Source organism: Pseudomonas sp. VI4.1, assembly GCF_002029345.1.
Classification (GTDB): domain Bacteria; phylum Pseudomonadota; class Gammaproteobacteria; order Pseudomonadales; family Pseudomonadaceae; genus Aquipseudomonas.
Map to the genome: position 1 here is coordinate 102,720 of NZ_MULM01000172.1, position 22,231 is coordinate 124,950.

General features: G+C 61.0%; 22 protein-coding genes and 1 pseudogene. 6 read left to right on the forward strand and 17 right to left on the reverse strand.

The features are described 5' to 3' along the window. Positions 1-37: 37 nt before the first annotated feature. Both BZ163_RS23700 and BZ163_RS23705 read right to left on the reverse strand, forming a co-directional pair. Complete coding sequence (locus BZ163_RS23700; RefSeq protein WP_128872821.1) at positions 38-1,597, reverse strand: AmpG family muropeptide MFS transporter; 1,560 nt, start codon at positions 1,595-1,597, stop codon at positions 38-40. Positions 1,598-1,641: 44 nt separating this feature from the next. Then, positions 1,642-1,995: an MGMT family protein gene (locus BZ163_RS23705; protein ID WP_128872822.1), complete on the reverse strand. Its 354-nt coding sequence runs from the start codon at positions 1,993-1,995 to the stop codon at positions 1,642-1,644. A 163-nt stretch (positions 1,996-2,158) separates the two neighbouring features. Between BZ163_RS23705 and BZ163_RS23710 the strand changes: the two genes are divergently transcribed. Continuing rightward, complete coding sequence (locus BZ163_RS23710; protein WP_128872823.1) at positions 2,159-3,166, forward strand: DUF481 domain-containing protein; 1,008 nt, start codon at positions 2,159-2,161, stop codon at positions 3,164-3,166. Between the two features lie 167 nt (positions 3,167-3,333). On the opposite strand, the gene BZ163_RS23715 is transcribed toward BZ163_RS23710, so the two are convergent. Further along, the gene (locus tag BZ163_RS23715; protein WP_002554837.1) at positions 3,334-3,543 is read right to left on the reverse strand and encodes a cold-shock protein; all 210 of its coding nucleotides are present in this window, start codon (positions 3,541-3,543) and stop codon (positions 3,334-3,336) included. 354 nt (positions 3,544-3,897) lie between these two features. Between BZ163_RS23715 and dcd the strand changes: the two genes are divergently transcribed. Next, positions 3,898-4,464 (forward strand): dCTP deaminase, encoded by a 567-nt coding sequence (dcd, locus tag BZ163_RS23720; RefSeq protein WP_028622498.1) that lies wholly within the window; start codon positions 3,898-3,900, stop codon positions 4,462-4,464. 107 nt (positions 4,465-4,571) lie between these two features. Further along, entirely contained in the window at positions 4,572-4,778 is a 207-nt protein-coding gene (locus tag BZ163_RS23725) for a hypothetical protein (RefSeq protein ID WP_128872824.1), read from the forward strand. Positions 4,779-4,889: 111 nt separating this feature from the next. Here the strand turns inward: BZ163_RS23725 and pdeM are convergent, their stop codons facing one another. The 14 genes from pdeM to BZ163_RS23800 all read right to left on the reverse strand — a co-directional run bounded on the left by pdeM (position 4,890) and on the right by BZ163_RS23800 (position 20,216). Further along, positions 4,890-5,549 carry a ligase-associated DNA damage response endonuclease PdeM gene (gene pdeM / locus BZ163_RS23730; RefSeq protein ID WP_128872825.1) on the reverse strand — a complete coding sequence of 220 codons (660 nt, stop codon included), beginning with the start codon at positions 5,547-5,549 and terminating at the stop codon, positions 4,890-4,892. Further along, positions 5,549-8,035, reverse strand: a complete 2,487-nt coding sequence (locus tag BZ163_RS23735) for a ligase-associated DNA damage response DEXH box helicase (RefSeq protein WP_128872826.1) — start codon at positions 8,033-8,035, stop codon at positions 5,549-5,551. The genes pdeM and BZ163_RS23735 overlap by 1 nt, the downstream gene beginning before the upstream one ends. Positions 8,036-8,248: 213 nt before the next feature. Then, a complete protein-coding gene (locus tag BZ163_RS23740; RefSeq protein WP_128872827.1) occupies positions 8,249-9,013 on the reverse strand; it encodes an ABC transporter ATP-binding protein in 765 nt (254 codons plus the stop codon). A 13-nt stretch (positions 9,014-9,026) separates the two neighbouring features. Continuing rightward, positions 9,027-10,145 carry a succinylglutamate desuccinylase/aspartoacylase family protein gene (locus BZ163_RS23745; RefSeq protein WP_128872828.1) on the reverse strand — a complete coding sequence of 373 codons (1,119 nt, stop codon included), beginning with the start codon at positions 10,143-10,145 and terminating at the stop codon, positions 9,027-9,029. A 26-nt stretch (positions 10,146-10,171) separates the two neighbouring features. After that, positions 10,172-10,882 (reverse strand): ABC transporter permease, encoded by a 711-nt coding sequence (locus BZ163_RS23750; protein WP_128872829.1) that lies wholly within the window; start codon positions 10,880-10,882, stop codon positions 10,172-10,174. Continuing rightward, the gene (locus tag BZ163_RS23755; protein WP_128872830.1) at positions 10,879-11,607 is read right to left on the reverse strand and encodes an ABC transporter permease; all 729 of its coding nucleotides are present in this window, start codon (positions 11,605-11,607) and stop codon (positions 10,879-10,881) included. Before BZ163_RS23755 ends, BZ163_RS23750 begins: the two co-directional genes overlap by 4 nt. A 56-nt stretch (positions 11,608-11,663) precedes the next feature. Then, complete coding sequence (locus tag BZ163_RS23760; RefSeq protein ID WP_128872831.1) at positions 11,664-12,446, reverse strand: transporter substrate-binding domain-containing protein; 783 nt, start codon at positions 12,444-12,446, stop codon at positions 11,664-11,666. A gap of 316 nt (positions 12,447-12,762) precedes the next feature. Then, on the reverse strand, positions 12,763-14,451 hold the full coding sequence (locus tag BZ163_RS23765) for an ATP-dependent DNA ligase (RefSeq protein WP_128872832.1): 1,689 nt from the start codon (positions 14,449-14,451) through the stop codon (positions 12,763-12,765). Continuing rightward, positions 14,448-15,482, reverse strand: a complete 1,035-nt coding sequence (locus tag BZ163_RS23770; RefSeq protein ID WP_128872833.1) for a ligase-associated DNA damage response exonuclease — start codon at positions 15,480-15,482, stop codon at positions 14,448-14,450. Before BZ163_RS23770 ends, BZ163_RS23765 begins: the two co-directional genes overlap by 4 nt. Before the next feature lie 193 nt (positions 15,483-15,675). Continuing rightward, a complete protein-coding gene (locus tag BZ163_RS23775) occupies positions 15,676-18,126 on the reverse strand; it encodes a penicillin acylase family protein (RefSeq protein ID WP_128872834.1) in 2,451 nt (816 codons plus the stop codon). A 267-nt stretch (positions 18,127-18,393) separates the two neighbouring features. Next, on the reverse strand, positions 18,394-18,612 hold the full coding sequence (locus BZ163_RS23785) for an SEC-C metal-binding domain-containing protein (RefSeq protein ID WP_128872835.1): 219 nt from the start codon (positions 18,610-18,612) through the stop codon (positions 18,394-18,396). Further along, positions 18,609-19,103 carry an LEA type 2 family protein gene (locus BZ163_RS23790; RefSeq protein WP_128872836.1) on the reverse strand — a complete coding sequence of 165 codons (495 nt, stop codon included), beginning with the start codon at positions 19,101-19,103 and terminating at the stop codon, positions 18,609-18,611. Before BZ163_RS23790 ends, BZ163_RS23785 begins: the two co-directional genes overlap by 4 nt. 134 nt (positions 19,104-19,237) lie before the next feature. After that, the gene (locus BZ163_RS23795) at positions 19,238-19,714 is read right to left on the reverse strand and encodes a YchJ family protein (protein WP_128872837.1); all 477 of its coding nucleotides are present in this window, start codon (positions 19,712-19,714) and stop codon (positions 19,238-19,240) included. Positions 19,715-19,718: 4 nt separating this feature from the next. Beyond that, a complete protein-coding gene (locus BZ163_RS23800; RefSeq protein ID WP_128872838.1) occupies positions 19,719-20,216 on the reverse strand; it encodes a DUF6231 family protein in 498 nt (165 codons plus the stop codon). A 192-nt stretch (positions 20,217-20,408) separates the two neighbouring features. Here BZ163_RS23800 and BZ163_RS23805 point away from each other — a divergent pair, with 192 nt between their 5' ends. The 3 genes and pseudogenes from BZ163_RS23805 to BZ163_RS23815 all read left to right on the forward strand — a co-directional run. Next, positions 20,409-21,104: an OmpA family protein gene (locus tag BZ163_RS23805; protein ID WP_128872839.1), complete on the forward strand. Its 696-nt coding sequence runs from the start codon at positions 20,409-20,411 to the stop codon at positions 21,102-21,104. 370 nt (positions 21,105-21,474) lie between these two features. Beyond that, complete coding sequence (locus BZ163_RS23810) at positions 21,475-21,753, forward strand: DUF1145 domain-containing protein (protein WP_128872840.1); 279 nt, start codon at positions 21,475-21,477, stop codon at positions 21,751-21,753. Next, a pseudogene (locus tag BZ163_RS23815) lies at positions 21,746-22,231 on the forward strand (collagen-like protein); the annotation flags it as partial. The gene BZ163_RS23810 and the pseudogene BZ163_RS23815, both read left to right, overlap by 8 nt.

Below are 22,231 nucleotides of genomic sequence, written 5' to 3' on the forward strand. Positions count from 1 at the left end.
TCGACCCGCCCTTTGCGAAACTTCCTACGTAAAGCGCCTAGGATTCTTCCGCGACCTGGGTCGGCACCGGCTCCGGTGTCGGGGTCGGACCGGCGCGGCGGTTCTCCTGGTACCAGTGCACGGCGATCAACACCAGCGTCGGAACACCCAGGAGCGCGGTAATCAGGAAGAAGTCGTGGTAGCCGTATTTCTCCACCATCACCCCTGAGTAGCCGCCGATCAAGCGTGGCAGCAACAGCATGATCGAGCTGAGCAGCGCGTACTGGGTGGCGGAGAACTTGAGGTTGGTGAGGCTCGACAGGTAGGCGACGAAGGCCGAAGTTGCCAGGCCCGAGCTGAAGTTGTCGAGGGAGATGGTGCCGATCAGCATGTTCAGGTTGGCGCCCATGTCGGCGAGCATCAGGAACAGCAGGTTGGTGCCGGCCGACGTGATCCCGCCGATGAACAGGATCGGCAGGATGCCGAAGCGCACGATCAGCAAGCCGCCCATGCCGGCGCCGACCAGGGTCATGATCAGGCCGAAGATTTTGCTGACGCTGGCAATCTGATCCTTGGTGAAACCCTGGTCGATGTAGAACACGTTGGCCATCACGCCCATGACCGTATCGGACATCCGGTAGGTGGCGATCAGTCCGAGCAGCAGCAGCGCCTGCCAGCGGTACCGCAGAATGAAATCGTTGACCGGCGTCAGCACCGGCGCCAGGCCGCGGCGGCCCACGGACGACAGGCACAGCACGGTCAAGGTGGTGTAGAGGATGGCCCGCAGGAATGCGCGGTCTTCGAGCAGCAGGTCGAGCAGGCTTTCGTCCTGGAACAGCACGCTGGCGAAGTCGGTGTTGTAGAGCTGGGTGAACAAGGCCGGGACGGAGACCAGCAGCACGATCAGTACGAAGACCGACGCCAGTTGATGCACAAAGCTGTAGCGACCGGCCTGCAGTTGCGTGCGCAGCGGCACCGGCGGTTCGCGCATGAAAAAGGACGTCAGCAGCGCCGGGATCATCAGTGCGCCGAACAGGATGTAGGTGCCGGCCCAGGCCGAATGCTGGTAATTGAAGCCGGTGGAGCCGAAGCCTTCGGCGAAGAACAGCGCGCCAGCGGTGGCCAGCAACGCGGCGATCCGGTAACCGGACATGTAACTGGCGGCCAGCGCTGCCTGGCGGCTGTCTTCGGCGATTTCCAGGCGATAGGCGTCAACCGCGATGTCTTGCGTCGCGGAGGCGAAGGCGACGACCACGGCGATAGCGATCAGCCAGGACAAATGTTTTTGCGGGTCGCAGAAACCCATCCCGATCAGGCCGAGGATCACCAGTGCCTGGGAGAGCACCAGCCAGGAGCGACGGCGACCGAGCTTGCCGAGCAGTGGCAGGCGCCATTGATCGAGCAACGGCGACCAGACCCATTTAAAGGCGTAGGCCAGACCGATCAGGCTTGCATAGCCGATGGTTTCGCGAGCCACGCCGGCTTCACGCAGCCAGACTGAAAGTGTCGAAAACACCAGCATGTAGGGTAGGCCGGCGGCGAAACCAAGCAACAACAGCACAAGCGTTGAAGGGCTGGCATAGGCGGCGAGCGCGGCGCGCCAGGTTTTACGGGGCATGGGCTGGAGTCTGCCTCAAGAATTACGGAAACAAAGCGCGCACTCTAACCGCTGTGCTCTACCGGGCGCCAGCCATGGCGCTGAATATCAACACGATTGTTCTGGACACTGATGCCTTCCATGCGCAAACGCGCTCGCTGTTCATCCCCTGAAACACTGCCCACCGGCAGGCTGATGCGCCCGCCGGCACCGAGCACGCGGTGCCAGGGTAATTTGCTGTCAGGGGGCAGTTGGCTCAGTGTCCGGCCGACCCAGCGGGCGGCGCGACCCAGTCCGGCCAGTTCGGCGAGTTGACCGTAACTCACCACTTTGCCCGCGGGCACTTGCGCCAAGGTCAGGTAGAGAGCCGTGCGTCGGATTTGCGCCGGGCTTTGATGTTCAGCGGTTGAGTCGGTCACGTCCGCAGTTCCTGGGGGGATTCGCATTACCGTCTGTAGAGTAATGCCTGGATCTGCAATTGAGAAATGAACTCAATAGAAATAGTCGGGTCAGTGCTTGCTGGGGTCTTATTCCTATGGATAATGCCGACTTTTTTTCGCAATCTTGAGCCTGTCTTTGCTTATGGTGTCCAGAACCCTGCTGTGCCTCGCTGTCTTCACGGCTTCCACGCCCCTGCTTGCCGACACCGTCTGGTTGAAGAACGGTGACAAACTGAGCGGCAAGATCACCTTGTTCGACGGTGGCAAGCTGCTGATCCAGACCGAGTATGCCGGTGCGGTCCCGATCGACTGGAAGCAAGTCAAAACTTTGGAAAGCGATCAGCAATTGCTGGTCAAGCAGGATGCCTACACCGGCGAAAAGGCCAAGGCGCTGCATGCGGCGGAAGACGGCAAGGTGACCCTTGCCAACGGCGACGGTCCCAAGACCGTGGAGCTGGCCAGCATTCAGCAGATGCTCAAGCCCAAGCCGGTGGTCGAAGATCTGGTGTGGAAGGGCAATATCGATGTGGCGCTGGACTATCAGCGCGCAGAAAACGATACCGATGACTACGACGTCGACTTCAAGACCAGTGCCCGTCATGGCAGATGGCGTCACACCGCAGAAGGCGAGTACAACCGCGAATTCCAGGATGACGTGGTCACCACGGACAACTGGCGCGGCGAGTACTCCCTCGACCGCTTCCTGACCGACAAATGGTTCTGGCAGGGCCGCCTGGTGTACAAGCGTGACAAGGTCGAAGACCTTGCCCGTCAGCGCACTGTCGGTACCGGTCCCGGTTATCAGTTCTGGGATGACGAGCTGGGTGCATTCTCCCTGGGCTCGCTGCTCAACCGCACAGATTACGAATACAGCGACGGCGGCAAGGACAACTTCTACTCGGTCGCCATGAAGTGGGACTACAACCGCTATCTGGTCGCAAAGAAGGTGGAGTTCTTCACCAATGGCGAGGTGGGCAAGCCGCTGGGCAGCGTGGCGGATTATGCGCTGGATGCCGAGGTCGGGTTGCGTTACAAGGTGACGGATTGGGCGTCACTGAACCTGAAGGCCGAGAGGGACATCATCAAGGGTAGCGATGAGGCTGACCTGAGCAAGACGCGTTATACGGCTGGTTTTGGCGTTACCTGGTAACCGCTGAAGGTCAAAAGATCGCAGCCTGCGGCAGCTCCTACGTTGGATTGATGGATATCCTGTAGGAGCTGCCGCAGCTGCGATCTTTTTTGGTGCCGGCAAAAAACATACGGGCACAAAAAAGCCCCGCTTTTGAGGGCGGGGCCTTTTACTAAAGCAAGTACAAGTTAGATAACTTGAACTTCTTCAGCTTGCATGCCTTTCTGACCGCGGGTAGCGATGAAAGAAACCTGTTGGCCTTCTTTCAGGCTTTTGAAGCCGTCGGATTGGATAGCTTTGAAGTGAACGAACAGGTCGTCACCGGATTGTGGAGTGATGAAGCCGAAGCCTTTTTCATCGTTGAACCACTTAACGGTACCGGTTTGGCGATTAGACATGGTGTAACTCCTTGAACAAAGATAACTGCGACGCAGGAAGAACCCTGGCCGAGACTGAGTGCAAAGAGCAGGAAAAATTCTTGTAGATGGTTGGATCGAAATTCAACATATCGTGTAGAGATTCTCAGTGACACAAGCAGCACAGTGGCGCCACCTTAACCCTTTTTCCGGAACGTGCCAATGTTTCTTGCGAAGGTTTCTTTGTTTTCGTGACTGACGGTGCATTGTTCTGTGCCGAAGGTCCGCAAATTAAGGGGTTGGCGCCGAGAATCGTACCTCGGACTTTGAACCCGGCGGCGCGCCCGGTAAGATGCCGGACAGAATTTTTCCACCTCGCTATTCAGGACACCCGCCATGAGCATCAAATCGGACAAGTGGATTCGCCGCATGGCGCAAGAGCACGGCATGATCGAACCTTTCGTCGAGCGCCAGGTGCGTGGCGAAGGCGCCGAGCGAGTGATTTCCTACGGTGTGTCGAGCTACGGCTACGACGTGCGTTGCGCCGATGAATTCAAGGTGTTCACCAACATCAATTCGGCGACCGTCGATCCGAAGAACTTCGATGAGAAGAGCTTCGTCGACGTCAAGAGCGACGTGTGCATCATCCCGCCGAACTCCTTCGCCCTGGCGCGCACCGTGGAATTCTTCCGCATTCCCCGCAACGTGCTGACCATCTGCCTGGGTAAAAGCACCTACGCCCGTTGCGGCATTATCGTCAACGTGACGCCGCTCGAGCCGGAGTGGGAAGGCCATGTAACCCTGGAATTCTCCAACACCACCACGCTGCCGGCAAAAATCTACGCCAATGAAGGCGTGGCGCAGATGCTGTTTTTCGAATCCGACGAAGAGTGCGAAGTCTCCTACAAGGACCGTGGCGGCAAGTATCAGGGGCAGCGCGGCGTCACTTTGCCACGCACCTGATCCATTTCATCGGGCGGCTGGCGGGAATTCTTGGGCGGGTAGACACTCTATTGGGTGTACTGCCCGGTTCGCGCACAGCGGACGAGGCCATTGCTCAGGAGTGTCCCATGAAGATCGATCCGCGAATAAGTGCCGAACTGGCAAGGCTTGAACCCAATCAGGTTGGCGTCTTGGCCTGGTCCTTGTTGGCGCACCCGCCAATCATGGCGGGGGGCATCCCCGGTCAGCCCGATCCCGATACCCCCAACGAACAACCGACGGAACCGGGAGAGCCCACCCTGCCGGATGAGCCGCCACCCGCGCCAGTTGCCTGATTACACCCCGTCCCCCTGTAGGAGCGAGCTTGCTCGCGATGGTCGTCAACGATGACTCGATAAGCCTGACACCCCGCGGTGGTCTCAGGTTTTTCGCGAGCAAGCTCGCTCCTACAGGCCGATGGGCCAGATTTCGTTATCGCCGATGACGAATATCCTGCCACTGTCATCCTGCTGTACCTGATAACCCCCGGTAAACGCGCCGAAGGCAGGTAACAGGCTGATCTCGTCACCGAGCCTGAAACAGGCCAGGCGCAAGCTTTGTCGACCTCGACCGTGCAATCGGTAGACGGGGTGTACATGCCCGGCCAGCACGTGCCGACTCCCATGCGGGGTCGGTTCGTGCTGCAAGGCAAACGGTCCCAGCAGCAAAGGCTCGGGCACCACTCGAATATTCAGCGAAACGGGCGGGTCGCCGGCGCGCTTGTCATGGTTGCCGCGGATCAGCGTCATGGGCAGGTTGCTGTGCTGCGCTCGCCACTCGGCTAAAGCGCTTAGCGTGGCTTTCGCGTGGGAGCCGGGCCCGTGCAGGAAATCCCCGAGAAAAATCAGCTGTCGACAGGGCAGGGCTGCCAGTAACCCGTTCAACACCGCAATATTGCTGGCGGTGGTGCCCTGCGGCACCGGTTGGCCGAGGCTGCGATAAGCGGCGGCCTTGCCGAAATGCACATCGGCGATCAACAACGCCTGTTGGGCTGGCCAATAGACAGCCTTTTCTGGCAGCAACCAGAGGTCTTCACCGGCCAGGCGGACCGGATAGGGTGTACTCATCAGGCTTTCCCGGTTTCGGCGGTTTTCTCGAGATCGCTGACCATGCGTCTGATGCGGTCGGCAAGTTTTTCCGAGCTCATGCTTTCGCGCATCCGCTCCACCAGCAGCGGAAACCCGAGGGGAGTAGGGCGTTTGACAGGATGCAGGTCCAATTGCAGGCGATTGAGCCGCTCCAGGGTCTGTTCCAGGCGACGAATATCCAGTTCCTCCCGCAGGACTTCTTCCCCGGCCTGAGCCAGCAGCAGATTCCCGGCGTCGTACTGTTTAAACACTTCAAAGAACAAGCCGCTCGACGCCTGAACCTGGCGCGTGCTTTTCGGCGCGCCGGGGTAGCCGGCGAACACCAGCCCGGCGATGCGCGCGATTTCCCGAAAGCGGCGCAACGCCAGTTCACCGGCATTCAGGCTGGCGAGAATGTCCTTCAACAGATAGTCAGGGCTCAACAGTTGCGGATCCAGCTGCGTCGACCAATCGACGCGAGTGGCGCTGAGCAGTTCCAGGCCGTAGTCGTTGACCGCAATCGAAAAGGTGACGGCCTGCCGTTGACTGACCCGCCATGCCAGCAGGCTCGCCAGGCCCAAATGCACCTGGCGTCCGGCAAACGGGTAGAGGAACAGGTGCCAGCCTTCGCGGGATTTCAGCACCTCGGCCAGCAGGCTCGTCTCGGTGGGCAGCCCGGACCAGCGTTTCTGTACCGCTAATAACGGGCGCAGGGCCTGCATTTCCGGGCCGATGAAAGTGCCCTGGTCGGCTGCACTGAAACGCGCTACCACGGCGTGCGCCAACTCGCTGGACAATGGCATGCGCCCTCCATTCCAGCGCGGCACTGCGGCTTTTTTCGTGGCACTGCGTTTGACATAGGCCGTCATGTTTTCCACCCGGACCAGCTCCAGCAAGCGTCCGGCAAACAGAAAACCGTCACCCGGCTTGAGCCTGGCGATAAAGCCTTCTTCGACACTGCCCAGCTGTTTGCCACCGCCGCCTTTGCTCCAGAACTTCAGCTGGATGCTCGCGTCGCTGACGATGGTGCCGATGCTCATGCGATGCCGTCGGGCCAAGCGCGCATCCGGCACGCGCCAGACGCCGTCCTCATCCGGTTCGACCCGGCGATAGTCCGGATAGGCTGTCAGAGAAAGCCCGCCGTGGCGTACGAACGCCAGGGCCCAGGTCCAATCCTGCGGAGTGAGATCACGATAAGCCCAGGCGCCGCGCACTTCTTCGTACAACTCATCGGGCAGGAACCCGCCGCCCAATGCCATGCTCACCAGGTGTTGAACCAGCACATCCAGCGGCTTGTGCGGCGACTCGCGGGGTTCGATCCGGCGTTGCGCCACCGCGTCCTGTGCCGCGGCGGCTTCGATCAATTCCAGGCTGTGCGTCGGCACCAGCGTCACCCGCGAAACCCGGCCCGGCGCGTGGCCGGAACGCCCCGCACGCTGCATCAGCCGCGCCACGCCTTTGGCCGAGCCGATTTGCAGGACCCGTTCGACCGGCAGGAAGTCCACGCCCAGGTCCAGGCTCGAGGTGCAGACCACGGCTTTGAGCTGACCTTCCTTGAGCGCTCGTTCGACCCAGTCGCGGGTGTCCCGGGACAGCGAGCCGTGATGCAGGGCGATCAGGCCGGCCCAGTCCGGGCGAGCCTCGAGCAGCGCCAGGAACCAGATTTCCGATTGCGCACGGGTGTTGGTGAACACCAGGCTGCTGGGGCTGGATTCGAGCTCGGCCACGACCGCCGGCAACATTTTCAAGCCAATGTGCCCGGCCCACGGAAAGCGCTCGAGGGCAGGCGGGAGCAACGTGTCGACCTGCAGTGCCTTGGATGTTTGCCCCTGAACGTTGATACCACCGCCCTGTGGGATTAATACCTGCTCGGCGTGGGCCTGATTACCCAGGGTTGCGGAAACGCCCCAGACGATCAGCTCCGGATGCCAGCGGCGCAACCGGGCGAGGGCCAGTTGCAGTTGCACGCCACGCTTGTTGCCGAGCAATTCGTGCCATTCGTCGACCACCACCATGCGCAAGGTCGACAGTGCTGTGAACGCATCGGCGCGGGCCAGCATCAGGGTCAGGCTTTCGGGGGTGGTGATCAGTGCGGAGGGCAGGCGCCGACTTTGCCGTGCGCGTTCGCTGCTGCTGGTATCGCCGGTGCGCAGGCCAACGCTCCAGGGGATCTGCAAGTCGTGCAACGGCGCTTCCAGCGCGCGGGCGGTATCGGCGGCCAGGGCGCGCATGGGGGTTATCCACAGCACCGTCAAGGGCTCGGCGACCGGTTTGCGTTTGCGCGGTTTATCGTCGGGAGGGGTGGCACGGGCGAAGCGATCGAGCGCCCCCAACCACACGGCATAGGTTTTACCGGCGCCGGTGCTGGCGTGCAGCAACCCGGACTGGCCTTTTTTTATCGCTGCCCATACCTGTTTCTGAAAGACGAACGGCTTCCAGCCGCGCGCGGTGAACCAGTGTCTGGCGAAGTCGGGGGAGGTTCCCATGCCGGCGGTGTGCGCTCTGAAAGTCTTCTTTCAGTGACCACGCCGGCATGCGAAAGGTTTAATGACACAACGCGGTCCTGTAGGAGCCCGGCTTGCCGTAATGCCAGTCAGATAAGGAAATTGTAGGAGCGAGCTTGCTCGCGATGGATCCAAAAGCGCCGCGTTTAATCAGTAAACACGCGTTGTCGCTAACGACCATCGCGAGCAAGCTCGCTACTTCAAGTTACCGCTGAGGAACTGCTTCAGGCGTTCACTTCTCGGATTGCCCAGCACGGCGTCCGGCGCGCCTTCCTCCTCGACCAACCCCTGGTGCAGAAACAGCACCTGGCTCGATACCTTGCGGGCGAAGCTCATTTCGTGGGTGACCATGATCATGGTCCGGCCTTCTTCGGCCAGGCCCTGGATCACCTTGAGCACTTCACCGACCAGTTCCGGATCGAGCGCCGAGGTCGGTTCGTCGAACAGCATGACTTCCGGTTCCATGGCCAGTGCGCGGGCGATGGCGACCCGCTGCTGCTGCCCGCCGGACAGGAACGCCGGGTACTGATCAGCCACCCGCGCCGCCAGGCCGACCTTGTCCAGGTAGCGTCGGGCGCGGTCCTCGGCTTCTTTCTTGTCACAACCCAACACCCGGCGCGGCGCCATGGTGATGTTCTCCAGCACCGTCATGTGGCTCCACAGGTTGAAATGCTGGAACACCATGGCCAGGCGGGTGCGGATCCGCTGCAGTTCATCGGCATCGGCGACATGGATGCCGTGGCGGTCCTTGATCATGCGGATATTCTGGCCATCGAGGCTCATGGTGCCGTCGTTGGGTTGTTCGAGAAAGTTGATGCAGCGCAGGAAGGTGCTTTTGCCCGAGCCACTGGCGCCGATCAGGCTGATGACGTCACCGGTATTGGCCTTGAGCGAAACGCCTTTGAGGACTTCATGATCGCCGTAGCTTTTATGCAGGCCTTCGATGGTCAGTTTGTACATGGGGCATGCATCCTCAAGGCGAAAGTAGGTAGCCGCTGCGGTAGGCTTCGATGCCCGCGACATGCGCGATCACCATCCCGGCAGTGGCCATGCGTCGCAGCGAGCGGGCGTACATCAGCCCGGCGGCGGTGCAATGAACGGGGGTGACGCGATCATTGATCGGGTCGATGATTTCGGCGATCAGTTGCCCGGCTTCCAGGTATTGCCCCGGCAACGCCAGGAATACCAGCAATCCGCCGACGGCGGTTGCCACCGGTTCCACACCCGCCAGGGGCGTGGCCGGGTAGGGCAGCGCGGGCAGCGGCGCCGGTTCGCCGATGATGGCGCCGTAGTGCGTCAGGTAGTCGATCAGTGCCTGGCAGTCGAGGCTGGCCAGCGGGTGATTGACGTCGCCCTGGCCGCGCAGTTCGACGGTGACCGAAAAGCTTCCCGGCGGTATGTCGAAGTGTTCGCCGAAGCGTTCCTGGAGCTGCCACCAGAGCAGGGTGAAGCACTCATCGAACGACTGGCCGCCGGAATCGGTGGCCAGCAGGCTGGCTTCGGCACCGATGTAACGGGCCAGCGGCTCGACCTGCGGCCAGGCTTCAGGCGTGGTGTAGAGATGGGCGACCGCTTCGAAATCGCAATGCAGGTCCAGCACCATGTCGGCATCGCAGGCCAGCCGTTGCAGGACCAGGCGCTGGGATTGCAGTTGGGTGGCAGCGCTCTGACGGCCCAGCGCGTCACGCAGGCTGGCGCGGATCAGGTCGAGGTTGCGCTGCGGATCGTCGCCGAGTTGGCCTTCGATTGCATTGCCGACCTCCTCGCTCAAATCGACGAACCAGCGGTTGAAGTTCTGCCCGCTCTCCAGTTCGTAGCGGCCCAAGGGTACATCCATCAGGACCTGTTCCAGGCCGACCGGATTGGCCACCGGCACCAGCACGATTTCGCTGCGCAGGCGGCCGTCGGCCTCGAGTTCTGCCAGGCGCTGCTTGAGGTGCCAGGCCACCAGCATGCCGGGCATTTCGTCGGCGTGCAGGGATGACTGGATGTAGATCTTGCCCTTGGCCGACGGCGGGCCGAAGTGGAAGCTGTGAATCTGTCGTGCGGTCCCCGGCAGCGGGGCCAGCAGGTCATGAATCTGGTGGCGCATTCTGTGTTTCCTGAAGCAGAAAAGTCCTAGTGGGATGGCCCGAGGAAGGCCAGCCATCGGCGTTCGGCGAGGCGGAACAGGCCGACCAGCGCAAAGGTGACGGTCAGGTAGATCAGCGCGGCGATGCCGAACGACTGGAAGGTCAGGAAGGTCGCCGAGTTGGCGTCCCGCGCGACTTTCAGGATATCCGGGATGGTTGCGGTGAACGCCACGGTGGTCGAGTGCAGCATCAGAATCACTTCGTTGCTGTAATAAGGCAACGAGCGACGCAGGGCCGACGGCATGATCACGTAGGCATACAGCTTCCAGCCTGTCAGCCCGTAGGCCTTGGCCGCTTCGACCTCGCCATGGGCCATGCTGCGGATCGCCCCGGCAAAAATCTCCGTGGTGTAGGCGCAGGTGTTCAGGGCGAACGCCAGGATCGTGCAGTTCATGGCATCGCGAAAGAACGCATCGAGCACGGGTTGGGCGCGCACGGCCGCCAGACTGTAGATACCGGTGTAGCAGATCAGCAGCTGGATATACAGCGGCGTGCCGCGGAACAGGTAGGTGTAGAACTGCACCGGCAACCGAATGTAGGCGCGGCGTGAAACCCGGGCGATGGACAGCGGGATCGACACCAGGAAACCGATGAAGATCGAGGCGCTGAGCAGCCACATGGTCATGGCCAGGCCGGTGATGTTGTAGCCGTCGGTATAAAGAAAGGGTCTCCAGTATTCCTGCAAGAGTTCGATCATCGCACCGCCTCCCGGGTACCGGCGGCGTAACGGCGTTCGAGCCAGCGCAGGACGAAATTGGAGGCGCTGGTGATCAGCAGGTAAATCAGCGCGGCAAGCACCAGGAAATAAAACAGTTGATAAGTGCTTTTGCCGGCGTCCTGGGCCGCCTTGACCAGGTCGGCCAGGCCGATGATCGAGACCAGGGCGGTCGCCTTGAGCATCACCATCCAGTTGTTACCGATACCGGGCAGGGCGAAGCGCATCATTTGCGGGAACACCACGATTCGGAAACGCTGGCCGCGTTTGAGGCCATAGGCGGTGGCGGCTTCGACCTGGCCTCGTGGGACCGCGAGAATCGCGCCACGGAAGGTTTCGGTGAAATACGCCCCATAAATGAAGCCCAGGGTGATGACCCCGGCGCTGAACGGGTTGATCTCGATGTATTCCCATTCCATGAAGTCGGTAAAGGTCGTCAACCAGGTTTGCAGGCTGTAGAAGATCAACAGCATCAGCACCAGGTCCGGCACGCCGCGAATCAGCGTGGTATAGAGCTGGGCCGGGATCCGCACCAGTTTGACTTTTGACAGCTTGGCACTGGCACCGAGCAAGCCCAGCAACACGGCCACCAACAGCGACAACACCGATAACTTGATGGTCATCCAGGTGCCTTCCATCAGCAACGGACCAAAGCCCTTGAGGCTGAAGGCTGAAAGCCCCAGGTTTTGTAGTAGGTTTTCGAACATAAATCAGCAACCTGATCGGATGAAAAAAGCGCCCATCGCGAAATGGGCGCCGGGCATTATTTGCCGCTGTGCAGATTCAGATCGCCGAAGTGTTTCTTCTGAATGGTGGCATAGGTGCCATCGTCGTGTAACGCTTTGATACCTTTATCCAAAAGTGCCTTCAGGTCTTTGTTACCTTTAGAGATACCGATCGCAGTTTTGGCGGGCAGCAGTTCGCTGTCGACCGGTTTGCTGACTTCGTAATCGACGCCTTTTGGCGACTTAAGAAAGCCCAGTTCGGCTTGCAGCATGTCCTGGATCGCCCCGTCGAGGCGGCCGGACATCAGGTCGGAATAGACCTGGTCCTGGTTCTGATAGGCCTGGGTTTTGACCCCGGCCTTGTCCAGCACCGCCTTGGCATAGGCTTCCTGGATAGTGCCTTGCTCATAGCCGATGGTCTTGCCCTTCAGCGACGCGACATCCTCGCTCAGGCCGGAACCTTTCTTGAACACATAAGCGGTTGGGCCGGAGAACAGCTCCTCGGAGAAGTCGATGACTTTTTCGCGAGCCGGGGTGACGGTCATCGACGAGATCACACCGTCGAACTTATTGGCCTTCAGGCCCGGAATCATGCCGTCGAAATCGCTTTCGACCCATTTGCACTTGACCTTCACCTCGGCGCAGATCGCGTTCCCCAGATCAATGTCGAAGCCCACCAGGTTGCCGTCGGCCGCTTTCGATTCAAACGGCGCATAAGACGGGTCAACGCCAAAACGCAATTCCTTGTATTCCTTGGCCAGCGTGGAGCCAGCTGCCATGCACAACGCCAGTGCAGAAAGGGTCAGCAATGCTTTTTTCATTCTTCAATCCCTAAAAACCAATATGAGCGCTTGTGGCGCAGAATTATTGTTACTGGACAGCGTAGGACCCTATGAAAGTAGCAATTTCCGAACCAGAGTCCCGAACAAGCGTTTAAAAGGTAGTTCAAGAAATGTCGCGGAGGGATTTATGCACGAAAACGGGCGTTGGGAAAAGGCTGCACCAACAGTGGTCATGGCCGCTGCTTTTCGTAGGCTGGCTTGCCAACGAAGATCGTTATCGATGACAGGTTCTTGCTGGATTAACGCGGTGTTTTCAAGTGCTTCGCTGGCAAGCCAGCTCCTACAGGGGGACGGGTCAGCTGAGTAGATCCTGCAGGGTGCCGAGGTTGTCCGCTTCTTCGACGGTTTTGTCCCGCCGCCACCGCAACATCCGCGGAAATCGCACCGCAATGCCACTTTTATGACGCTTGGACAAGGCGATCCCTTCGAACCCCAGCTCAAACACCAGGCTTGGCTTCACACTGCTCACCGGCCCGAACTTCTCCACCGTGGTCTTGCGCACGATGCTGTCGACCTGGCGCATTTCTTCATCCGTCAGCCCCGAATACGCCTTGGCGAACGGCACCAGCGTGCGCTCGCTGGCATCGGCCGGGCCATCCCAGACGGCGAAGGTGTAGTCGCTGTAGAGACTGGCCCGGCGGCCATGGCCGCGCTGGGCATAGATGAGCACGGCATCGACGCTGAACGGGTCGACTTTCCACTTCCACCAGACGCCCATGTCCTTGGTTCGACCGACGCCATACAGCGCATCCCTGGCCTTGAGCATCATGCCCTCGACCCCCAGGCTGCGGGAGGCTTCCCGTTGCCGGGCGAGGTCGAACCAGTCTTCGCCGGTGAGCACGGGGGACGGCAGCAGGACGGGGTTGGCGCAGGCGCCGATCACCTGTTCCAGCTGAGTACGGCGTTTGACCTGAGGCTGATTGCGCCAATCTTCGCCGCGCCATTCCAGCAAATCGTAGGCAAGAACGACCACCGGCACCTCGTCGAGGATTTTCTTGCCCAGGGTCTTACGACCGATCCGCTGTTGCAGCAGGGCGAAAGGTTGCACCGCGGGTGCGGCTGGTGTTGGCGGATCGAAGGCATCCTCGGTGTCCGGTCGAGCGGTTTTCCAGGCAACGATTTCACCGTCGATCACGGTGCCGTCGGGCAGGCAATGCACCAGGCTATCGAGTTCGGGAAAGCGCTCCGTGACCAGTTCTTCACCGCGCGACCAGATCCATAGTCGGCCGTCGCGCTTGACCACCTGGGCGCGGATGCCATCCCATTTCCATTCCACTTGCCAGTGGCTGGCGGGGCCGAGCAGGGCTTCGAACTGTTCGACCGGCTGTGACAGCGCATGGGCCAGGAAAAACGGATAGGGCTGGCCGCCCCGTTGGGCATGCTCGTCGGATGATTCGGCGGCGATCAGCTTTAAATAGCTGGCCGCGCTCGGACGGTGGGACAGGTCGGTATACCCCACCAGCCGCTGCGCCACGCGTTTGCTGTCCAGATGCGCCATGGATGCCAGGGCGCGGGTCACCAGCAATTTGGAGACGCCGACCCGGAAACTGCCGGTGATCAATTTGATGCAGAGCATCAGGCTGGGACGGTCCAGTTGCGACCAAAGCGCGGGAAGCTGTTCGGCGAGAACGTCCGGGGGCGCGCCACGCAGTGGCAGCAGCTTGTCTTCGATCCACACCGCCAAGCCGTCGATGGAGCTGTGGGGCGCTTCGGGCAGCACCAGCGAGATGGTTTCCGCCAGGTCGCCGACGGCCTGGTAACTCTCCTCGAACAGCCACGGCGCCAGGCCGGAATATTCCACCGCCAGTTCGCGCAGGATGCGCACCGGCACCAATTGCCTGGGGCGCCCACCGGACAAAAAGTAAACCGCCCAGGCGGCATCTTCCGCAGCCGCCTCAGCGAAGTAATGTTGCATCGCCGCCAGTTTGGCATTGCTCGATGTCGTGGCGTCGAGCTCGGCGTACAACCGGGCGAAGGCCTTCATGTCGGCACCTCGGCGATTTGCGGCTCGATGATCGCGCGCTCTTCCTCGTCATCGCCGTACTCGGTGTTGAAGCTCTGCGCATCGAGCCCTTGCTCGCGCAGGTGGCGCACCAATACCCCGACCGAGCCGTGGGTGACCATGACCCGTTCGGCACCGGTTTGCTCGATGGCCCACAGCAGACCCGGCCAGTCGGCGTGGTCGGACAACACAAAGCCACGGTCCACGCCGCGCCGCCGACGTGTGCCGCGCAAGCGCATCCAGCCGCTGGCAAAGCCGTCGCTGTAGTCCCCGAAGCGGCGCATCCAGGTGCTGCCGCCCGCCGAAGGCGGGGCCAGCACCATCGCCTTGCGTATCATGGGGTCGCTCTTTTTCAACTCGCCGGCGTAGATCGTTGGCGGTAAATAAACACCGCTCTCGCGATACACCCGGTTCAACGGTTCCACTGCACCATGCACCAGGATGGGGCCGAGGCTGGCGTCGATGCCGTGGAGAATGCGCTGGGCCTTGCCGAAGGCGTAGCAGAACAGCACGCTGGCCTTGTCGGCGGCGGCGTTGGCTTGCCACCACTGATTGATCTCGGCAAACACCTGCGCCTGGGGCTGCCAGCGATAGATCGGCAGGCCAAAGGTCGATTCGGTGATGAAGGTGTCGCAGCGCACGGGTTCGAACGGTGCGCAGGTGCCGTCGGGTTCAATCTTGTAATCCCCCGAAGCGACCCAGACTTCGCCCCCGTACTCCAGGCGTACCTGGGCCGAACCGAGCACATGGCCGGCGGGGTGAAAGCTCAGAGTCACGCCATGGTGAGTCAGGGGTAGGCCGTAAGGCAGGGTTTGCAGGTTGATATCCGTCCCCAGGCGTGCGCGCAGGATGCCTTCGCCGGGAGCCGCCGCCAGATAGTGTTGGTTGCCGCCTTTGGCATGGTCGCTGTGGGCGTGCGTGATGACCGCCCGTTCGACCGGGCGCCAGGGGTCGATGTAGAAATCCCCGGCGGGGCAGTACAAACCTTCTGGGCGGGCGATAACAAGGTCCATGTTTGTTACCAAATATGGAGGGATTTGTTAGCTATGAGGATGGCGCGAGGCGAGAAGTTCTATCGGTTTTTCAAAGCACGAATGACATTCAACTGTGGGAGCGAGCCTGCTCGCGAAAGCGGTGTATCAATCGACATCATTGGTGCATATCGGACCGAATTCGCGAGCAGGCTCGCTCCCACATTGGAAGGGGTTATTTGCCTGGTGTCAGGGTCAACCGCTTGCTCCCATACACCTTGTCAAAGTGCTGCGGCTGCATCGGCAGGCTCATGTACTGGCCCTTGAGCCACGGATCGATGCTGTCCAGGTAATTGGCACTCGCCGGGTTGCCGGACTGGCCTGTGCTGTTCTGCCCCATCAACGGTTCAGCCAGGCCGAAGTCGACAATCAAGCGCATGGTCGGTGCCAGGGTGGTGTTGAAATCCTGGCCCCAGGCGAATGCCGCCGTGTTGAGGGTGGTGTGATCGCCACCCGCCGGCAGCGGACCGCGCACGGTCTGGCCGCTGGCATTCTTCCATTCGTAGCGATGCAATTTGCCCCACTGCCAGGCGGTGTGATTGCCACCCAACTGACTGTCGCCTGCGCTGATGGCTGCCGCTAGGCTGCGAGCGAGCATTGCCGTTTTGTCTTCTTTCTGCGGCGTGCGAACGTCATCCCAGAACGGGCTATCCTCGCGCCCCAGCAGGTGATCGGCCTGGGCGGCATAGGACAACTTGCCGTTGGCGATAAAGGCTTTCCACGCCGGGCCGGTTTCCGGGCCCAGTTCGTCGAGGAAGATCTGCCGGGTGCTTTCCTGGAGGAACAGTTCGTAGATCGCTGCGTCGGCGGAGGTCGGGCTGAGTTTGCCGTCGAACGCCATCAAGCGGGTGTACGCCTCGCGCGCCTTGCCGCGATCGGCGTCCGGCAGCGCTTCAATGGCTTGCTTGAGCGGTTGGGCCATGCCGGGTGCCTGAAAGGTTTTTTTCAGCTTGGCGGCGAAAGTCGTCGTCTGATCGTATTGCATGGCGATCACGCTGCGGGTGTCGTGTTTGCCCGCGCCGGCCAGTTCGGCCATGCGTTCGCCACGTTCCGGTGCCGACCAGGAATTGGACAGTTGCATGCCATAGCCATGGGGAATGACCCGCTGGTTGGCGGTGCCGAGCCAGCCTTGGGCCGGGTCCTGGTCATAAGGATGCAGCATCGGATCGGCGTAACCGTCCCAATCGTAGCGGCCTTCCCAGCCCGGGGATGGCAGCAGGCCTTCGCCTTCGCGACGGTTCGGGTAGCGGCCGGTGACTTGCCAGCCGATGTTGCGGGCGTCGGCGAAGACCAGGTTCAGAGTAATGGCGCGGATTTCGCGGCTGGCATCCGAGGCTTTTTCGACATTCTGCGCCCGGGACAAGTCGAAAAACGCATCCAGGCTCTTGTCGTCGGTGAAATTCGGCGTCTGCAAGGCCAGGCCAAGGCCGTTGGCCAGCGCGGTGCCTTGGGCACTGTTGAGCAGCGGGCCATGGCGGGTCTCATACACCGCTTCGCGAATTGGCCGCTGGCCTTTGACGAAATAGCTTTCGTTACGCACGATCACCGGCTGCCATTTGCCGCCGACGTCGTAGGAAAGACCGTTGCCCTGGCGTTTGATTTTTTCCAGGAACAGGTCCTGGTTATCGCCCATGACCGAGGTCATGCTCCAGGCCACCTTGCCGTTGTAACCGCTCAGCACCATCGGCAAACCGGCGATGGTGACACCGGACGCCTGGTACTTCGGCGCGCGAATCTGCACGTAACTGAACAAGGACGGCACGCCCGGCGATCCATGGCTGTCGCTGGCCAGCAGGCTCTTACCGCTGCGGCTGCGTTGCGGGGCGATCGCCCAATTGTTCGATGAAGTGGCCTCCAGCAGGTTCAGATCGGACAGTTGGGCGGTGGCTTTGCTGATTTCCGCCAGGCCCGGAACCTGCCCGTTGAGCTTGATGCCCTGAAGTTTTTCGGCTTCGGCCACCGGCAGTTTTTCATCGGGAGCGGAGGGTGTCAGCCACGGCAGTTTGTCGGTGGTGACGGTTTGCGCCAGCATCAGCGAGGCAATTTCTTCCGGCAGGTTGGCCGATTGGCTGAAATTCAACAGGCAGAAAATCAGCGCCGAGTCTTCCGGTTTCCAGTATTCAGGTTTGTAGCCGGTGGCGGCGAGGTCCGCCGGCAGCTTGTCGCGGTAGCGGAACAGGTAGGCGTTGACGCCACGCGCGTAGACTTCGAAAAAGCGCTTGAGGCGCGGCGAAGACGCTTTGTACAGTTCGTCGGCGCTTTTCTTCAGATTGACCGCGCGCATGTAGCGGTCGGCGTCCAGCAGGTCCGGACCGGACATCTCCGACAGACGGCCCTGGGCCAGCAGGCGCAGGGTCACCATTTGGGTGACGCGGTCTGTGGCGTGCACATAGCCGAGGGAAAACAGCGCGTCATGGAAACTGTTGCTTTCGATCAACGGCACGCCCATGGCATTGCGTCGTACCGAAACGTTCTGCGCCAGTCCTTTGAGCGGTTGCACTCCGGCGGTCGGCGGGAGGGTGTCCTGGGTGTTCCTGGTCTGACAACCGGTCAGGCTCAAGACACCGGCCACTGCTGCGGCAACGCCGAACCGGGGAAGAAAATGTATGAGGGCTGGCGAGGCCATGGCAAAGCTCCTGCGGGGGGTAGCGTCATTAAAGGCGCTACGTTAGTGAGCAGGAGGTGGCCGCGCAAGCAGCTTATTTCAGGATTTGTCTGCCAAGCCCAAAGTTCGCAGCCCGCGGGATGTTTGCGTTCAATGAAGATCCCCCTGTAGGCGCTGGCTTGCCAGCGAAAGCGGTCTATCAGCCAACACCTCTACTGAATGTGCCGCCGTCTTCGCCAGCAAGCCGGCTCCTACGCAGGATTGGTGGCGTTCACCGATCCGTTGTTCTCAAGCCCCGTGGCATTTCTTGAATTTCTTGCCGTTACCGCACGGGCAAGGGTCGTTGCGGCCGACGTCTTTCAGGGCGTTGCGCACCGGTTCCTGCTGGGCGTGGCCGCAGTTCGGGCCGTGGACATGGCCATGGTCGTGATCATGGTGCTCGTGATGCTCGTGATGGTCATGATCGTGGTTGCAGTCAGGGCCATGGACATGGGGTTGCTGGGTCATCGAAGTTGCTCCGGAATTAAATCGGCGGGGATTATCACGCCATTGCGCGCCAGGTGCACGTAGTGCGCGATGAATAAACCGGTTTCCATTTCACCCTCCAGTCGATAGGGGATGGGCTGATCGGGTTTCTTCAGCAGTTTCACCACGTCCCGGACCTTGGGCCACAGGTTGGTGCGGATCGGCACCTTGAAGTACGCGCTGCGCTTGGGACCGACCGTAAACCAGTGCTCGTGCTCGCCTTCGGTCAGCAGCAGGTCGCCCAGGTGAATCCGGTATTCGAGGCCGCGCACCGTCAGGTCACTGTCATTGGGGTTGTCGACGCGAAAGTACAGGAGGAATCGTTGCTGCATCAGTTTGGCCTGGACGACTTCGACCTTGACCAGGTGCACCTGTGGCTCCGGCCCGTCGTCGCTGAACCATGACGCACAGCCGCCGAGCCCCGCAAACAGGAGCAGCGTAAAGAGATGAAGTACGAGTCGTCGGGTGACCATGGTCGTGTTCTCCCTTGAACTCCAGTCTAGCCCCAAAAGATCGCAGCCTGCGGCAGCTCCTGCATTGGATTGGCGTAAACCCGTAGGGGCTGCGGAAGGCTCGGGCCGCGTTCCGACGATCTTTTGGCGTTACCTCAAGTGGCGAAATACCCCGCGCAACACTTCTTGAACTTCTGCCCGCTGGCGCACGGGCAGGCATCGTTGCGCCCGGCCTTCAGTTGCACGGTGGGATCGATGAAGTACCAGTGGCCGGCGTTCTGCACGAACGAGGAGCGTTCGCGGTGGCTGTGTTCGCCGCCGCCGTCGTGCCAGCGCGCGGTGAAGGTGACGAACGCGTGTTCCGGCTGGCCGCCGAGCACCTCGGTGCTTTCCACATCCAGGCCCAGCCAGGTGCTTTGGGCGCTCCAGTCGCTGATGGACTGCCGGTCCAGGCCCGCTTGTTGCGCGGGCAGGGTGGTCGCCACCAGGTAATCGATCAGGCCCAGCACATAGGCGCTGTAGCGCGAACGCATCAAGGCTTCGGCACAAGGCGCCGGATGCCCGGCATGGTAATGACCGCAGCAGGCGTCAAGCAGGGTGCCGCTGCCGCAAGGACAAATAGATGTGCTCATTGCGTTACCACCAATATTTCCCGAAATTTTCCGGATTGGCCCAGAACCGCGAATTGAGCCAGTCGGGTACTTGTTTGTAGTCAAGCAGATCATAGGTAAACAGGGTCAGCACCTGTTCGTCGCGCTGGAAGCGTTCGCTGGCTTGCAGGGCCAGGGAGAAGAAGTCGGTCTCTTGCCAGCCACTGGCCGGCAAGTCCGCCAGCACCGCGATGCGGCTGGCATTGAGGTTGCGTATCCCGCCCAACAGGTTCAGGCCATCGCGCTTGGGCAAATGTTCCAGGCAATCGACCACCAGCGCCAGATCAAACCGGCGTGCCGCCAGGTCGTCCGGCAACGGTCCAGGCGCCGCATGGGCCACGCAGGTGTCCGGATGGGCGAGCTTGAACGCTTCAAGCGCGGGGAATTCGCTGGCGCCAATCAGCAACAAACGCGCCGGGGCGTAACGATCAAGCAATGCGGCCAGCGCCTGCTGGGGCGTGCGCGGAGAAATACCTGCAATCATCGAATATCCTCAATCAGAGTGCCAAGACTAGCCTGCCCACAGGTCCAGATACAGAGCTGGGTACAGTCAAAAGCGTCGATCAGCCGCGAATACGGGACTAAACAGCACTGGCCTATTGCTGGCGGAGATTAATGCTGGGGTCTTTACTCCCTAGAATCGGTCTTCAAGCCGATCCCCTCAGGAGAAAACTAGATGAGCATAGTTCGGACAGCATTACCCTTGGTTCTGCTAACCAGTGTGTTGACTGGTTGCGCAGGTTTGCAGAAAACCGACTGGCCGACCTGTGCGGCGGTCGGTGGTGTCGTTGGTGCGGGTCTTGGCGCAACCGAGAGTTCGGCTTGGGCAGGGTATGGCGCGCTGCTGATCGGCGGCACGGCTGCGGCCTATTGCTGGGTTCACGGTGATGGCGACGAAGACGGCGACGGTGTGCCGGACAGCCGCGACAAGTGCCCGGGCACGCCTCGAGGCGTACGGGTCGACGCCGACGGTTGCCCTCCACCGGTGCCGGCGCCAGTGGTCGAAGAGGTCGTTGTGGTCAAGGAAGAAGTCATCGTCATTCGCGACGTTCATTTCCAGTTCGACAAAGCCACGCTGACGCCTTCCGATAAAGAAGTACTCAACACAATCGCCACTCGCCTGAAACAGGAGTCCAGCACTGCCCAGTTGACCGTCACCGGTCACACCGACAGTGTAGGCAGTGATGCCTATAACCAGAAACTGTCTGATCGTCGGGCGCACTCGGTGGTTGAGTACCTGATCTCCCAAGGCGTACCCCGCAGCGAGTTCGTATCTGTTGCCGGTGCCGGTGAAAGCCAGCCGGTGGCCGATAACAAAACCGCTGACGGCCGTGCGCTGAACCGTCGCACCGAGATCAAAATCAACCGCTAGGCCCCTCGCATTCCGCGGCTTGTGCAGTCGCGGATGCGGTCCTTTACTCCTGTGTAACCGGCATCGGCCGGTCACACAGGAGCTTTCACCATAAGTGTTCTTACACGTCCAGCCTGACCCCTTCCGCGCAAAGCAAGCGGGATGCGCTGATGAGCAAACTGCAAAACGCCGATGTGGTGGGCATCAAGGCGATCGGTCATGCCGACGGCACATCAATCGCTCAAGCCCGTAATAGAGCCGTCGGACAGCCATGATGGTCGATCTGGCGGCCATTCGGCACCTTCATGAAGAATTTGCCATTGCCCTCTGGCTTATCCCGTGTGGAAGCCGTTACTGTGCGTGCAAAGAATAATTCTCAACGGGTGAGCGTATGAAGGTGTTCTGGTGGCTGGGGAAGCTGTTGACCCTGCTGTTCTGGCTGGTAGTGCTGGTCAACCTGCTCGTGCCGTTTGTCTATCCGCTGCACGTGTTGGTCAATATGGCCGGCAGCCTGCTGGCAGGCCTTCATCTGCTGGAGGCGGTGCTCTGCTTTCGCAGCCTCAGAGGCCGCGCCCACCCTTGGCTTGATCGCCTGAAGGTGCTCTTTTTCGGTGTTTACCACCTGCAAACCATCCCGGCTCCTACCGTATCGAAGGCTTCCCATGCGTAAACTCTGTCTGCTCGCCGCACTCGTCAGCCCATTGGCCTGCGCTCAGGTGGTAAGCGTCGAAACCAATTCGCTGATGCGCTTGCCCAACACCGCCAGCACCTTGCGCCTGGAACGCCTGGAAGTGGCCGATTATGGCACTTTGCTAATCCCGTCGAACGTGACCGAAGTGAGCGTCGACCAACTGCACCTGGGGCGCGAAGCGCGGATCGCGATCGTGCCCAGCGAACAGGCACTGGCGCTGAAAGTCAGTCGTGCCCAATTGGCCGAAGGCAGCCAGATCACCGGGCGCGCGGTGCGCCGGGCACCTTCCTCAAGGCTGCCCGTGCCGGGCGCAACCTGACGTTGCAGATCAAGACGCTGGATGCGCCGCAATTGTCGGTAGACGCTCGCGGTGGCGCCGGCGCACCGGGGTTTGTCGGTCTGGATGGGGCCAACGGGCAGGCACCGGGTTGCACCTGGGGCCAGGCCGGTCGCGGAG